The following is a 15,478-nucleotide window of genomic DNA, read 5'->3' as shown; positions in this document are numbered from 1 at the left end:
TGGCGAACGACCAACCACGGCCGGTCAATTGCAGTACTCTGGGTTGATGCGGTCTTCAAGTTCGTGAGTGGCGAAAATGGCGCAGTAATCGCTTTTTCCGGAGCTGGACCAGTTGCTGTACTTGTCCAGAATTTCCATTATGCGATTGGCGAATTCATACCTGTCCTTGAGGGTGGAACCGGATTGTAACTCGGCAGCCCAGTACACCAGTGTGTTGAAGTCCGTATCGGTACTGGGATACCAGGTGTTGGTGATGGTGGCGCCATCGACTTTTTTTCCATGATAGAACTTCCACAGGGCCTGCCCGACCACGCGCCCTGCACTATAAGGGGCTTTGGTGCTGGCAGCATTGGCGCAGGAAAAGTCTGTCAACTTCGACAGATCGGTATCATTCGTATGAACTCGGCCGACGCTCGAGTTTGAGAAATACAGCTTGTTCGTATCGGTCGGGGCATAGCCGACATTGTAGTAATCATGCCAAAAGGCATGAGGTACTGCGGTGCCCAGTATTCCCTCGTGCGTCAACTGCAACTCGTTCGACCCACCACAGTCCAGATCGCTATCCACGGCATGGTAGCGCCGCAAATAGAAATGATTGAGTTCGTGGTGCAGTTCACTTGGATTGACGAAGCAGCCGCCGCCTTGACAGCCCGCATTGCTATCGGATGAGCCTGCAGGATCCTTGTGGGCAAGGCGAATCACGCCGCCTCCTTCACCCTTGTCGTCATCGGTCGTGACGGCAAAGGCAGCGTTGTACCAGGAGCGATTCTCCTCCGTGCAGGCGTTGCTGATGATGAGCACGCGCGGATAATCGCTTGCGGAACTCGGCAGGACTCCCAGGGCATCGAGAGAGGGTTTCAGCCACTGGCTGAACCAGCGCCCCCAGTAATAGGCATTGGTCTCGCCGAAGGTTTCCGATTCGCCGCCCGGAAAATACGAGACGAAATCCCGATCAAGCCTTCGGGTGGCACGGATATAGGACGATCCATTATCGGTACCGTATGCGTTTGCACACCAGGTATCGCCAACCTGCGGCGTGAGGGGGCAGTCGGCTTCCGCACTGCCTTCGCAACGATGATCATTCATCATGTAGAAGAAGTCATGCTCCAGGCGCCGATCGTTCCGCGTATATTGATTCGTCGAGACGATTTGCTGCGGACTGAACAGGTCGCCGCCCGAGAAATACCAGCGATTCACCTTCGCATCGTTGTAGGCCTGGCTGACCAGGTCACTCACGTTCAATACCGTGCCTTCCGCGCGATCCACGATGACGCGCCAATGGCATGCTCCCCGCCTGGAAGTCAGTTCGACGTTCCAGACCCGTCTCTTGCGGATCAGGTCGATCGATGGCTCTACCACGAGCGGTTTTGCGTCGTCGCTCGTGCAACCCTCCATGGCGTTCGAGGCGATCTTGATTGCCTTGTCGCTCGGTATCCCGGCTTTCAACTTGTCCAGGGGGAATTTCTGTGGCGTCACGATCATTCGACTGATACCGACCACGTTCCAGTTGACATCGAACTGCACGATGGTTTTGCCATACAGGATGGCCTCATTTTTCGAGTAGAACTGTTTGTAGATGGCCCTTCTTGTGTAGGCGCCATGCGTGAAGTCCATCAATTTCATGCTTTCATTGAGTTCTTCCGCGCTGATCTCGAAGAGATTTCCATACTGCTCGAGAAAGGCTTGCAGGATCTTTGAGGCAGCCTGTTTTTCCTTTGCCAGTAACTCTTTTGTCGGGCGCTCCCATTTCAGCATTTCGTGGGGCGAGGACGTAGCTTCCGTCCTGTTCTCTTCCGTCACTTCATCGGTGGAGCTTTCCCTGGAATCTTCTTTTGCTTTCCCTTTGGACTTTTCCGGCTCCTGCGACTCTTCGCCGACATAAGGCAATTGTTCGTCGGGTTTCGCTTCGACATCATGGCTCTGCTTTTCCACTGTCCCCGAGAAAATCGGCTCCCGGATCTTCAATGGTTCGGCGGTTTGCGTCGGTAATTTGAGAGCTTTCAAAACCTTGACGGCGTACTCCGGAATAGTGTTTTTCGGTGTCGTGGAAAAACTGTCGATGTGGCCATTGAAAAACGAAAACGAGGCGTTCGGGTCGTGTGCGCGATACTCTTCCACCAAGGTTGACAGTTCTTCGGGTGGCTGGGTCGGCTGACTCCTCCGTTCGTTGTCATTCGACTTTCCGACCTCCTCCGAGGTCACTGGCATTTCGTCACCCGCCTGTGCACTGCCTGCAACCCAGCCTGCACCACCAACCAGGATGAGAAACGACATCCTGCCCAAAAGGAATATTTTCTTATGGTCGATTCTTTCCATCTCACTCTCCCTGCGTTAGGAATGCAATCGGTTGGCGAGCAACATGCAAGTGCCAATATTTCATGTCGCGATCCACTCGATGATTTGATGAAGGAAATTAACTACCGTGCGTGTGCAGTGATGTTTCCAGGTTGGGATCGTGTGGATGCACTCAATTGAACTCCATTGCAAGCCTGTAATCAGTGATAGTTGACTGCCAAATCTAGACGCTGATGTTTCAAAAGCCAGCGAAGCGGTTGCAGGATTCAGTTGTTCACTTTCCGGAAAGCATGGGGTGTCCATTCCAAACCAAGTGCTGCAGAGTTTTCGAGCCAAAGATTGGCGATGAAGAAGAGTCGGTTTGCAGAGTTGTCAGGCCGATAACTCTGCCGGTCGGCAATGTTTCGACCGATACCCGGCGACGAACTTTGGCCGAAGCCGAAAAAACTCTTTCGGCAATTCCTCTGTCGGCAGGCAGCCGGGTCTGTACGTGACGGTTGAGAGAAGGCGGATGCGCGTCCGCTCTGCGAGCACTCCGGTGCAGCATGGCCGGCGCGCAGCGGATCGTGAACGGATGCTCAGCGCGGACGGAAGCGAAAGCCCCGGTAGTTCAGCACCACGCCGTCGCTGGCGATCCGTTCCACGACGACGCCGGGAGCGACCTGGTCGCGCTGGTGGAGGATGCGTCCGTTGATCACCGCCATGCGCAGCTGCGGCTCGTCGGCGTAGGAAAAGCCCGAGACGGCCAGGGTCGGCAGGCTCTGGCGCAGTTCGTCGGGCAGTTCGTGGAAGCCGAGCACCCGCCCGGACGGAGCTGGCAGGGTGGGTTCGGGCTGCACCGCCGGTGGCGCGGAGACGAGCGGCTGGGCGGGGCCTGGTGCGGCGGGCTGCGGGTCCAGACGGATCAGCGGCGCTTGCGGGGCTCTGGTCGGGGGCCGGGCGAGGGCGACCGGCGTAGCGGCTGGTTCGACAGGCGCTGCCGCCTTGGGGGGGGCGGCTGGAGCAGACGGCGGGCTTGGTGCTTCGGAGCGCGGCGCCTGGGCTGCGAGTACGACGATCTCCGCAGTCTGCCAGGGACGCCACCAGCCGAGGCCGGCGCCGGCCAGGGACAGGCCGAGCGCCAGCAGCAGGTAAGCCGGCGGGCGGCGGGCACTCTGGCGGGGAGGCGCGAGCAGGGGCGGCAGGCTGTTGAGGTCCGGCGCCTTGCCTTGCTGGCGGGCGTGTTCCGATTGCTTCAGGGCTTCGAGTATGTAGGACATATCAATAGTTCTAGCGGGCCAGTGCGGCCGTCTCCGTGGTGCCTAGCCGGACCAGTCGTTCCTGGGTCTGTGTGCCGACCACGCCGTCGGCGAGCAGCCCGTGGGCTTGCTGGAAGTTGCGCACGCGCTGTTCCAGTTCCGTGCCGAACAGAGGATCGCCGGCGCGCGGCTGCTGTCCTTCCCAGCGGGCGAGCTGCAGATCGACCCAGGCCACGTCGGCGCCGCGGGTGCCCAGGGTCAGGCGCCGACTGCGGGCCAGCGGCGCCTGCTGCAGCAGGACGTAGCGGCCGCTCCAGCGCCGCGTCAGTGCGGCGAGGGCGACCTTGCGGACTTCGCCGGCCACGACCAGCCGAGCCTGCCCTTTGTCCCGCACCAGCAGGGTGGCGAGGAAGGGCGGGCCGTCGGCCGGGGCAAGTTCGAGGATCAGCGGGGGCGGCAGGCTGGCCAGGGACTGCGGATCGACCTGCTGGCGCAGGCAGCGCAGGCTCATTTCCTCGACCTGCCGGCAGGCACCGTCGAGATCGCTCGGCTGGCGGATGGCGGCTTGCCAGTGGCCGAACAGGGCGCGTACCGCCTGCGCCTCGTGCAGCCAGTGATCCTCGGTTGCAGGGCCGGCGACGTCCTCCACCGGTGGTTCGAGGGGTTCCGGGGCGGGCGGCTCCAGCGGCGTCTCAGGGGGTGGCTCGTGCTCCTGCGTCGGGGGGGTGGTCGGTGGCGTGGAAGGAGGTGGCTGCACAGGTTTCTCGTCGCGACCAGGGACGCCGGTTGCCGGTACGGGCAAGGGGGCGGACGAGGGCGGAGGTGTGGCGTCGGCCGGGAGGGGCGCCGCGGCGAGTCGGCTGTCCAAGGCGCCGCGGCCCGCGGCGAACAGCGGGGCGGGGACCAGTTGCCAGCCGACCGTTGCCAGGCCGGCGAGCAGGGTGACGCCGAGGGCCGCGGCCACGGCGGCGGGCGCTCTGCTCCGGTGGCCTGGGCCGAACACCTCGCGGGCGGCGCTTTCCAGGGTGGGCCGGTCCACCGCGGCCTTGCCCTGCACATAGGCGCCGAGCAGTGCGCGGTCGCAGAGCACGTTGATCAGCCGCGGTGTGCCGCCGCTCAGCCGATAGAGGCGTTCCAGCAAGGGGGGCGGAAAGAGCACGGCGCGGGTTCCAGCGACCGCCAGGCGATGCCGGACGTAGGCGCCGACCTCCGGGCGCGACAGCGGTTCCAGGTGGTAGCGGGCGACGATGCGCTGAGCGAGCTGGCGCATGTCCTCACGGGCAACGATGTCGCGCAGCTCGGTCTGGCCGAGCAGGATGATCTGCAGCAGCTTGTGCCGGTGGGTTTCCAGGTTGGTCAGGAGGCGCAGCAGCTCCAGCACCTCGGCGGAGAGGTTCTGCGCCTCGTCGACGATCAGCACCGTCTTGCGCCCTTTGGCGTTGCTCTGCAGAAGGTGGGCGTTGAGCCGGTCGAACAGCGCCTTGAGGCCGCCGATGCCGTCGGGCAGGACGATGTGCAGTTCTTCGCAGAGGGTTTTGAGCAGCTCCTGGCGGGTCAGCTTGGGGTTGAAGATGAAGGCGATGTCGCAGTGCTCCGGCACCTGTTCGAGCAGGCAGCGGCAGAGGGTGGTCTTGCCGGTGCCGACCTCGCCGGTGAGCAGCACGAAACCGCCGTCGATCTGCAGGCCGTAGAGCAGGTGGGCCAGCGCCTCTCGGTGCCGCTCGCTCATGAACAGGTAGCGGGGGTCGGGCGAGATGGAAAAGGGGGCCTCGGAAAAGCCGAAATACGGGTTGTACATGTTGCCTGCGTTCCGTGGCTGGGAGCTTGTTTCAGGGTAGACCCGTCGCGAGACGGCTTGGCGGCAGAGTGCTGCATTCCGTCTTCGAGGCCGCTCTCACCAAGACCGCGTTCGGCTTCGCCCCATCCCCCCGGAGGGGGGATGGGGTGGAGGTCACTGGACGGTTATGGCGATCACCCTGCTGGTCAGGCTGGTGTTCACTGTTACCGTCCTGCTGGTCGGCGGCGCCACGCTGCTGTTGCTGAGCTTGATCTGCCAGCGGCCGTTCGGGTTGGGGGTGGCCGTCCCCAGGGTGACCCCGTTGACCAGCACCCGGATCGTGTTGCCGTTCACCACGTTGGTGGTGCCCCGGATGTCCCAGTTCCAGCGGTTGTTGTTCTTGGCTTGCACGGTGGCGTTCTGCACCACCAGGTTTTCCTGGACGGCCGGCGCGGTGACCGTGACCGTCACGGTGGCGCTGGCGGAGACGGCGCCGAGGCTGTCCCGGACCTGGTAGGTGAAGGTCGTGTTGAAGTTCGCGGTGACGCCGCTCGGCGGCGTGTAGGTGAGGGTCGAGCCGTTGCTGGAGACGCTGCCCTGGCCAGCGGCCGGTTGGGTCAGGTTGACGATGGCCAGCGGCGTGTTGCCCTCCGGATCGTTGTCGTTGGCCAGCACGTTGAGGGTCACTGGCGTGCCGTTGCCGATGGCGCTCGCGGTGTCGTTCGCTGCGATCGGGGCCCGGTTGGCGGCCACGTTGACGGTGACGGTCGCCGGTTCCGACCGGCCGCCACGGGCGTCCTGGACCCGGTAGGTGAAGGTGGCTTGCAGCCCTGCGGCGGGAACCCCGCTGCTCGGCGGAGTGTAGATCGCCTGGGTGCTGCCGTTGGCCGCGACGTTGCCCGGGGAGCCGCCGGTCATGGCCAGGTCGATCACGCTGAGCGGCGTGTCGCCGTCCGGGTCGCTGTCGTTGGCCAGTACGGCGATGGTCACCGGCACGCCTTCGCTGGTGGCGGCGCTGTCGGCCACGGCCCGCGGCGGCTCGTTCGGTGCGACCACCGGCGCGCGGTCCACCACCGTCACCGGCTCGGTGTCCACGCCGCCGGCAGCGGATTTCACGGTGACGCTGGCCGGCGGCTGGCTCAGACCGGTCACGCTGAGGGTCTGCAGGGTACCCGACTTGGCCAGGCGGCCGAAGCCCTCTGCGGCGAGGTCGGGAATCGCCGTTTCGTCGCTGGATCTCGCCTCGATGGTCAGGCGGTTGTCGGCCCAGGAGTAGCGGGCGGTGCCGATCTTCACCACATCCGTGAGGTGGGCCGACAGCGAGCTTGGCCGGGGCGTCTGGCTCGGGTCGCTGGCAGTGAGCACCACCAGGGGCGGCAGGCCTTGGCTGGCCGGCTCGCTGGCGAAGAAGGCGCCGTTGTTGTCGCCGGTCAGTCCGCTCTGGCAGGGCGAGGGCGGCGTGCTGTCGACCAGTGCCAGGGTTTCGCGATAGCAGACCTCGGCATCGGTGCTGGAGTTGGCGAACAGGTCGATCCGGGTGCCCTCGGCCGTGCGGCCGTAGGTGGCGCGGTCGATCGTCAGCGGGGTTGCCGGGCGGGAGTCGAGAACCTTGCCGGAGAGGTTGAACAGGCTGGTCTCGATGGTACCGGCGGGACCCTGGATGCGCACCAGGTTGTTGCCGGAGAGGCCGCCGGTCACGGCGACCGCTTCGTTGGGATCGCCGATGAAGGTTTCACTCAGGCCGGTTTCTGGGTTGACGGCCGTGACTCGCGTGCCGTTCGCGCGGGTCAGGAAGGGGCCGACGTCGCCGGTCAGGGCGCCGCTGAAGTCGCCCGGCGCGCCGATACCGATGTCGCGGACGAGGTTGATCGCCCGCCGGCCGGTTGTTTCGACCTTGACCTTTTCCACGCCGTAGGGGTGGGTGATGGTGTATTCGCCGCTACCGGCACCGAAGCGCGGATGCGGATGCGGATGCGGATGCGGATGCGGATGCGGATGCGGATGCGTGCGAAGCTCTGCTGGTCGCCGTCGACCGGATGCTCTAGGGCGAAGGCCGCCTCGATGGCGGCGATGTAGACTTCCAGCCCGAAGCCGCTGGCGTTGTTGGGGATGCTGGTTTCGGCGAGGAACCAGAAGAGTTCCGGGGGCCAGTTGTCCGGGAAGACCATCGGCTGGGTGTCGTCGTAGACGCCCGGCTCGGGGAGCAGGGTGCACAGGTAGGCCGGTGCGCCCGGCGCTCCGGCAACCGTCGGACTGACGGCCTTGGACTGGCACAGCTCCAGGGGCAGATTGTTCTCGTCCCGGTACCACTGGGGAAAGCCGCCGGTCGCCGGGGTATAGGGGCCGGGGTCGACGGCCGCGAGATCGGCCTGGGCCGTACCGGCCGCGACGGCCAGCCCCAGGGCACTGAGAAGAAATCCTGACCACTTGTTCATGGTGCCTCCTGGCGGGATGTTTTGGGTCTTTTCACGGAAGGATGAGCACTTCTTCGGTGTCGCTGCCGCCGTTGGCGGAGGTCACCGTGACCCGGGCCGGCGGAATGGGGCCGACGACGGTATTCAGGGTCTTGAGCGCTTCGGTGCCGGAGAGCGGGCCGAGCGCTGCGCCGCTGGTGGCGACGCTGGCGCTCAGGCCGGGCGGGGCGGTCTGGTCGCTGGTGCTGGCGACGACCAGCAACTGGCCGGAGGCGAGGCTGTATTGGGCCTGGCCGATGGTCACCTGATCTACCAGTGGCGAGTTCAGGGTGGTCGGCGGATTGGGCGGCGTGGCCAGGCTGTTGTCCGCGGTGATGGCGAGATTGGCCAGTGGCGTCGGCCCGGCGTCCGACTGGCCGTACCAGTTGCCGGTGCGGTTGGCTTCGGTCATCTCGATGGTGCCGGCGGCGCTGTCCACAAAGTGAGCGCTGCCGGGTGGCGGCGGGGCCTGGACGAACACGTCTTGGCTCTGCACCGGCGCGCCGTTCTCGTCGGTGCTGCGGGAGTAGGTACTGCGCTCGACGATCAGCGGGGTCGACAGCTGGACGGTGGAGAGCTTGCCGGAGACGGCGAACAGTTCGGTACGCAGGTCGATACCGTTGGGGCCTTGGATGCGCACGTAGTTGGTGTCGAAGGGGCTGCCGGTGACGGCTTCCGTCAGGTTGGGGTCGCCGACGAAGCGTTCGCTCGCGCCGGTGGTTGGGTTGGTCTCCGTATAAGGGCCGTTCAGGCTGCGCAGAAACGGGCCGATGTCGCCGCCGAGGGCGCCGGTATAGACGCCCGGCGCGCCGATGCCGATGTCGCGGGTCAGGTTGATCGCCCCCACGCCGTTGGTTCCGATGTCCGCCGTGGTGACGGCGACCACCTCGACTCCATAGGGGTGGGTGATGGTGTAGCTGCCGGGAGTGGTCAGGTCGACGCGGATGCGGATGCGCGCAAAGCTGATCTGGTCGCCGTCGACCGGCTGCTCGACGTTGAAGGCCGCTTCCAGGGCTGCGCCGTAGCTGAGGTTGACGCCGCCTTGCTGGATGAAGGCGTCAGCGGTAAACCAGAAGGCCTCGCTCGGGAAGTTGCCGGGAAAGACGATGTCCAGGGTGTCGTCGAAGACTCCCGGCTCGGGGAGCAGCGAGCACATGTAGGCGGGGGCGCCAGGGGGTGACCGGTGCCCGCGAGCTGAGCGCCTTGGACAGGCACAGGTCGAGCACGCGGCCGTGGGTGTCCTGGTACCAGGCGGCGAAGCCGGCGTTTACGGGGGTGTAGGGACCGGGGTCCACGTTGAAAAGGGCGGCCTGGACGCCGTTGCTCGCCGTGAGGCCGAGCATGACCGCGGTCGCGGTTTTCGAGAATCTCCTGAGAGGCTGTGAAAAATTCAAGCTGCTGCTGAGCCCCCTTCAAAACCCCCGCTAAAACGTTGCGCTACGTGAAAAGTGAGACTATTTGGTCCGCAAACTCTCCTGCATTTCACGTAGCACGCCGTTCTGAAGGTGGTTGGAGAGGTTCTCGCGGCGCTATTCGATTTTTTCACAACCTCTGAGCATGGGGTCTTTCCCTCTTGGTGAGCGGTGCCACGTGTGGACTTCCTCTTCACCACAGGTGGGCTGCAATTCAGCCTCGGGCAAATTTCATTCCAGGATTTCCGTTGGCCGACCGATGGCAGGATGCCCGCAGAATGCTGGCTGCAGGCCGGTTGGCGGAGGGGTAGCGAAGGGGGCAACACCCAGAGTTGGGGGCTTTCGGGGGAGGTTGGGGAAGCGGGAGTGCCTGCCGGGCAGGGAACGGCACTCCCGGACGGTTCAGGCGCTGTCCGCCTGCCGCTCGTCCCGGACCGGGTGGCGCCAGCGGTAGAAGGTTTTCTCAAGCTCCACCGCCAGGCACACGCCGACCGCGCCGAGCAGGCACCAGCCCCAGGCGTTCAGGGTCAGCGAGGCGGTATCGAACAGCTCCTGCAGCGGCGTCCAGTAAGTGAAGGCGAGCTGCATCAGCAGCAGCAGGAGAACCATGCCCCAGACCATGGGGTTCTGTCGGAAGCCGAAGTAGGCCGGTTCGCGCAGGCGGCGGCAGCTGAACAGGTAGCCGGCCTCACCGGCGACCAGCACGTTGAGCGCCAGGGTGCGGCTTTCCTCCAGCGTCCAGCCCTGGTGCTGGGTGAGCAGGAACAGGCCGAGGCTGGCCACCGTCAGTAGCAGCGACACGCAGAGCACCCGCCAGAGCAGCCAGCCGCTCAGCAGGGGAACCTTCGGATCGCGCGGCGGCTGCTGCATGAGGCGCCGCTCGGCCGGCTCGAAGGCCAGGGTCAGGGCGAGGGTCACGGCGGTGATCATGTTGACCCAGAGAATCTGCAGCGGGGTGATCGGCAGGGCCAGGCCGAGGGCGATGGCCGCCAGCAGCACCAGCGCCTGGCCGCCGCTGGTGGGGAGGATGAAAAGGATCGACTTGACGAGGTTGTCGTAGACTGTGCGGCCCTCCGCCACCGCGTCCACCAGGGTGGCGAAGTTGTCGTCGGCCAGCACCATCTGCGCGGCCTCCTTGGCCGCCTCGGTGCCCTTGATGCCCATGGCGATGCCGATGTCGGCGCGTTTGAGCGCCGGGGCGTCGTTGACCCCGTCGCCGGTCATCGCCACCCGGGCGCCGCCGGCCTGCAGGCGCTCGACCAGGCGCAGCTTGTGGCTCGGGCTGGTACGGGCGAACACGCTGGTTTCGCCAAGACGAGCATCCAGTTCGGCGTCGCTCAGCCGGTCCAGCTCGGCGCCGGTCAGCGCCTGGCCTTCCGCCAGCCCTAGGCGCCGGGCGATGACGCCGGCGGTAGCGGCATGGTCGCCGGTGATCATCTTCACTGCGATGCCGGCGCTGCGGCATTCGGCGATGGCACGGATGGCTTCCTCGCGTGGCGGGTCGATCATGCCGACCAGACCGAGGAGGACGAAGCCTTCGTTCAGATCGGCCTCGTCGAGCTGCTGACTGGCCTTCTCGAGGGGCCGCATGGCCAGGCCGATCATCCGCAGGCCCTGGCTGGCGCCCTCGTTCAGGCGCTGGTGCCAGTAGCGGCGCTCGAGGGGTTCGTCGCTGCCTGCCCGCCATTGCCGCTGGCAGATTTCCAGCAGACGTTCCGGGGCGCCGAACTGGTAGATCAGGCCGTGCCCGGCGTGGTCGTGATGCAGGCTGGCCAGGCTGCGCCGGTCGGCGCTGAAGGGGATGGCGTCGACCCGCGGCAGGCGCCTGCTTTCCTGCGAGAGATGCAGCCCGGCCTTGCCGGCGAGGGTCAGCAGGGCGGCTTCGGTGGGATCGCCGACGATGCTCCAGCCGTTCTCCAGCAGGTGCAGGCTGGCGCTGTTGGCGAGCAGGCCCGCGCGGGCCAGTTCGCGCAGGTCGTCGGCACTGTCCAGAGCGCAGAGTCGACCGTCGTCGCAGTGGATGGTACCGCTCGGCGCGTAGCCGACACCCTCCACCTCGTAGCTGTGTTCGCGGGTGAAGACGCGCTGTACGGTCATCTCGTTGCGGGTCAGGGTGCCGGTCTTGTCCGAGCAGATCACCGTCACTGCACCCAGGCTTTCCACTGCCGGCAGGCGGCGGATGATCGCCCGGTGGCGGGCCATGCGTTGCACGCCGAGGGCGAGGATGATGGTCAGCACCGCCGGCAGTCCTTCGGGGATGGCCGCCACGGCCAGGCCGACCGCGGCCATCAGCATGTCGCCGACGCTGTAGTCGCGCAGCAGCACGCCGAAGGCGAAAGTTGCCAAGGCCAGGGCGAGGATGATCAGGGTGAGCTGCCGGGCGAAGTGCGCCATGTCGGCCAGCAGCGGGGTCTGCAGGCGCTGCACGTTGCCGAGCAGGTGGCTGATGCGGCCCAGTTCGGTATGCCCGGCGGTGGCGACTACCAGGCCGACGCCGCTGCCGGCGCTGACCAGGGTGCCGGAGTAGGCCATGCTACTGCGGTCGCCCAGGCTGGCGGCGGCGCCGACCGGCTCGCTCTGCTTGTCGCTGGGCAGGGATTCGCCGGTCAGCGCGGCCTCCTCGATGCGCAGGTCGCGGGTGTCGAGCAAGCGCAGGTCAGCCGGCACGCGGTCGCCGGCTTCGAGCAGAACCAGATCGCCCGGCACCAGATGTTCGGCGGCGATCACGCTGACCTTGCCGTCGCGGCGCACCCGGCTTTCCTGGGTGAGCATCTTCTGGATGGCGCGCATCGCCTGTTCGGCCTTGCCTTCCTGGATGAAGCCGACCAGCGCGTTGACCAGCACCACGCCGAAGATCACCGCACTGTCCAGCCACTCGCCGAGGATCAAAGTGACCCCGCAGGAGCCCAGCAGCACGTAGATCAGCAGGTTGTGGAACTGCAGCAGGAAGCGTTTCAGCGGTCCCTCGTTTCTACGCTGCGGCAGGCGGTTGGGGCCGTGCTGCTGCAGGCGGCGTTCAGCCTCGTCGGCACTGAGACCGTCCGGGCCGCTGTTCAGCTCGGCCAGGCTGGCCTCGGCCGGTTGGGTGTGCCAGTCGGTGTGCTCGTGTCCTTGCATCGCCTTACTCGTCCTGTTTTCGATGGTTCGCCAGCGGCTGGAGAGCCCGTCGGGGCGTCCGGCTCTTCAGGCGGTCGCCTCGCCCCTTCCCCGTGCATCGCCAGGCCCGTTTCCAGGCGCTCCAGCAACGCCTTCCGCGGCTTCCCCGGTTTCGCGCACGGCGATGGTGCCGCTTTGCGACAGCAGCTACCAGCAGCAACTGCTGCTAGCTGTCCTGCACGATTGCGCATCAGTCGATGCTCCGATAGCTCGTTCAGGTCGCGCCCGACGGTACGCTTGCTGATCTTGAAATCAGCATCGGCGAGCTTCTGGGTCAGCTGTTCCGCGGTCGCCCGCCGTCAGGCGGGGGGAAGCGTGTGAAGCAATTCCCGCTAGCCGCTGCGGGTGGAGGCGCTGAGCATGGGGGCATCCTTGGCGCGGTGGTTACCATCCCACAGACGCGCAAGGATGTCGACGAACAGGCCGGCTGTCCGGTTGTGAGACGTCATCGGACGCAAGACCTGGCTGTTCAGCGACTGATCTTGCCCAGCCTCAGTGGACACCCCGTTAAGCGATACACTGCAACGAGGTGAATCATGGCAAGGTAAGCAAGCCCGATGAAACCAACCCGTACCCGCCATTCCCAAGCCTACAAGGACGAAGCACTGGCCCTGGCCGAGCGAATTGGCGTCAGCCAGGCCGCCGAACAACTCGGCCTGCAGCCTTCCCAGCTCTATGGCTGGCGGAGCAAGCAACAGCAGAACCAAGCCGGCAGCGAGCGCGAACAGTTGTTGGCCGACGAGAATGCCCGGCTCAAGCGACTGCTCGCCGAACAGGCCGAGGAGTTGGCCATCGTAAAAAACCGCCTCCCCGGCGCTCCGCGGCCCACTGGATTAGAAACACGACCACTACACTGATCCCGCTGGACAGTGGTCGTCTGCTTTTTGGAGGCTCAGTCCCCGTCAAAAAACCTGACCCAGGGGAAGCTGCGGACCCGATAGTGGTGGCGCGTTTCGTGACTCTGTTTAGGAATGTGATTTGATCCGAGTCCCCGTCCAGCACATTACGTGATGGGAGGGCTTCTGATGAAAGAGCACCGGACATCGGAGCGCGGAGCGCTGCCGGTCATAGACGATCATGCCGCAGGCATCGATATCGGCTCACGGTTCCATGGGGTTGCAGTGCCCCCGGATCTCGCCGACAAGCCGGTGCAAACATTCGAGGGCTGGCTGTATCTGGCGGTGATCATCGACTTGTACTCGCGCAGGGTAATCGGCTGGGCCATGAGCGAGCGCATGACGGCCGAGCTGGCCTGCGATGCCTTGCGCATGGCCCTGTGGCGGCGCAAGCGGCCCCAGGGCGTGATCGTGCAGTCAGTACTGTTCGGCGACCTATCAGGAACTGCTCCATGCCCATCGGCTGCACGGCAGCATGAGCGCGAAGGGCAATTGCTACGACAACGCCTGTGCCGAAAGCTGCATCCACGGAGAATGCTTCGGTACGCGTGCCCGGATGCGTCGAACCGTGTTCGAATACATCGAGACCGACTACAACCGCCAGCGGCGTCATAACACGCTGGGATACATCAGTCTGGAAGCCTTCGAGGCTCGGGCGAGTGCTTAAACCTGTGTCCACAAGTGCTGGGCAAGATCAGGCCTTAGTAGACCTCTGCACCTGGACTCAGAATGGCAACACTCAGAATGGGAACAGTTCGCTCAGCTTCATCGCCAGCTTCATGTCGCCTTCGGCGCGCAGTTTGCCGAACATGAAGGCCTGCATGCCGCCGATTTCGCCGGTGGTGATGCCTTTGAAGGTCTTGCTGTCCATGATCAGGGTGACATTGGGCTCGTCGGCATCGCCGTGGTGGACCTCGCAAGTGCCATCCTTGACCACCAGATAATGGTTGTCGGCATCCTTGATAGTGAATTGAAACACCAAGTCCAGGCCGGAGGCGGCGCTGGAGTCGAACCTGGATTTCATGGTTTCGATGATGTCGGCAGCAGAGGTCATGTATTGATCCTTTTCAAGAGTGGGGCTGTGTGCGGGCCGCAAAAGCGCCGAAATTCATAGGTAGGTGATGAGTTCCGGTGTCTGCATCATTTCCAGATGCGCATGGCTGTTGAAGGAAGCCAAGGTCACTGCGTTACCTTGGAATCTTAACTGGCTGAACGAGGTGTTGGCGATCTGCCAGGCGAGTTCGAATGCCCTGTTGGCGGACACACCGACGACCAGGTGGAGCAGGGTGATGATGGGGCCGCCGGACGTGAATACGGCAATCCGTGCTTGCGGGTCAGCGTCGGCCAGCAGGCGATCAAGACCACCTTGCACCCGTTCGCGGAAGCCGTTCCAACTCTCCAGCGTGGCTTTCTCGTGCCTGCTCGAAATCCACTGCTCAATGACCTGGCTGAACAGTCGCTGGAAACTGCTTGGCTGAGCGGCCGCCTGCTGCAGGGCCAGTTGCATGTCCTGTCGGGCGGGAAACAGGTCTGGAAGGTGAGCCTGGAGCACGGCATCGATATCGATCTCGTCGAAAGCCGGATCGGTTTCGATCGGCGGGGCCTTCATGCCGGCAAGGTGCAGTTGCTCCAGTGTTGCGCTAGCGGTGTGTTGTTGGCGTCTGAGCGAGCCGCTGATGCAACGGTCGAAGCCGATACCCGAGCGGACCAGATGAGTGCCCAGTATTTCCGCCTGACGCTTGCCAAGAGGCGAAAGCACGTCGTAATCCAGAGCGCCGAACGAGGCCTGGCCATGTCGAATCAGATAAATGCTGCCCACGTCCATGTTCCTGTGGCCATTGTTGTTTTCTTCGAGGTTAGGGGGGCAGGTGGAAGACTGTCAATGCCGAGTCTTGCATCATCCATGGAGGCTCCTGATTAGCAATGATGCTCAGCCACCCCGAATCACCCGCAGGGGGTGTGGCGGGCAACGCGCGACTGCCACGAGGAGTCGCGCAGGCAGCGTGCGCAGATCGAGTCGGCGGTTGAAACGGTAGGCGAATGCGCCCAGGTAGCGGGCCGCCTACTTGCGGAAGTTGAAGGCGTGGTAGCTCCCGGCCAGGCTGGTCTTGAGATTGCCCAGGACCGTGTTGACCCACTGGAACTCGGGCAAGTCCCTGGGCTTGCGTCCAGCGATCACGGTTCGTTGATGCAGGCATCCCGCCGCGGTGACCGCAGTGAAGCAAGCCAGTCCGTCGCAGAGCACGGTGCA

7 protein-coding genes and 4 pseudogenes are annotated in these 15,478 nt (G+C 64.5%); 2 read left to right on the top strand and 9 right to left on the bottom strand.

Going from position 1 to position 15,478, the window contains the following annotated elements:
- Nucleotides 1-24 precede the first annotated feature (24 nt).
- The gene (locus tag BMY22_RS15245) at nucleotides 25-2,316 is read right to left on the bottom strand and encodes a hypothetical protein (RefSeq protein WP_090623528.1); all 2,292 of its coding nucleotides are present in this window, start codon (nucleotides 2,314-2,316) and stop codon (nucleotides 25-27) included.
- Here BMY22_RS15245 and BMY22_RS24405 point away from each other — a divergent pair.
- A complete protein-coding gene (locus BMY22_RS24405; protein ID WP_167363746.1) occupies nucleotides 2,299-2,475 on the top strand; it encodes a hypothetical protein in 177 nt (58 codons plus the stop codon). The genes BMY22_RS15245 and BMY22_RS24405 overlap by 18 nt on opposite strands.
- Nucleotides 2,476-2,873: 398 nt before the next feature.
- Here the strand turns inward: BMY22_RS24405 and BMY22_RS15240 are convergent, their stop codons facing one another.
- The 5 genes and pseudogenes from BMY22_RS15240 to BMY22_RS15220 form a co-directional block, all read right to left on the bottom strand.
- Nucleotides 2,874-3,554, bottom strand: coding sequence for a general secretion pathway protein GspB (locus tag BMY22_RS15240; protein WP_090623526.1), 681 nt, complete (start codon nucleotides 3,552-3,554; stop codon nucleotides 2,874-2,876).
- Nucleotides 3,555-3,564: 10 nt separating this feature from the next.
- Nucleotides 3,565-5,331, bottom strand: a complete 1,767-nt coding sequence (locus tag BMY22_RS15235) for an ExeA family protein (protein ID WP_090623524.1) — start codon at nucleotides 5,329-5,331, stop codon at nucleotides 3,565-3,567.
- A gap of 153 nt (nucleotides 5,332-5,484) precedes the next feature.
- Nucleotides 5,485-7,745, bottom strand: a pseudogene (locus BMY22_RS15230) (Ig-like domain-containing protein).
- Nucleotides 7,746-7,776: 31 nt separating this feature from the next.
- A pseudogene (locus BMY22_RS15225) lies at nucleotides 7,777-9,106 on the bottom strand (hypothetical protein).
- Nucleotides 9,107-9,577: 471 nt separating this feature from the next.
- Nucleotides 9,578-12,292, bottom strand: a complete 2,715-nt coding sequence (locus BMY22_RS15220; protein WP_090623521.1) for a cation-transporting P-type ATPase — start codon at nucleotides 12,290-12,292, stop codon at nucleotides 9,578-9,580.
- Nucleotides 12,293-12,888: 596 nt separating this feature from the next.
- Between BMY22_RS15220 and BMY22_RS25385 the strand changes: the two are divergent.
- A pseudogene (locus tag BMY22_RS25385) lies at nucleotides 12,889-13,894 on the top strand (IS3 family transposase).
- 72 nt (nucleotides 13,895-13,966) lie between these two features.
- On the opposite strand, the gene BMY22_RS15205 reads toward BMY22_RS25385, so the two are convergent.
- The 3 genes and pseudogenes from BMY22_RS15205 to BMY22_RS15195 all read right to left on the bottom strand — a co-directional run.
- Nucleotides 13,967-14,281, bottom strand: a complete 315-nt coding sequence (locus BMY22_RS15205) for an SCP2 sterol-binding domain-containing protein (RefSeq protein WP_090623519.1) — start codon at nucleotides 14,279-14,281, stop codon at nucleotides 13,967-13,969.
- A 54-nt stretch (nucleotides 14,282-14,335) separates the two neighbouring features.
- Complete coding sequence (locus BMY22_RS15200) at nucleotides 14,336-15,046, bottom strand: histidine phosphatase family protein (protein ID WP_208599297.1); 711 nt, start codon at nucleotides 15,044-15,046, stop codon at nucleotides 14,336-14,338.
- Between the two features lie 98 nt (nucleotides 15,047-15,144).
- A pseudogene (locus tag BMY22_RS15195) lies at nucleotides 15,145-15,478 on the bottom strand (transposase); the annotation flags it as partial.

Source organism: Azotobacter beijerinckii (genome assembly GCF_900110885.1).
GTDB classification, from domain to species: domain Bacteria; phylum Pseudomonadota; class Gammaproteobacteria; order Pseudomonadales; family Pseudomonadaceae; genus Azotobacter; species Azotobacter beijerinckii.
Note: the sequence above shows the minus strand (reverse complement) of the source record. Positions and strands in the feature narration are given on the sequence as shown.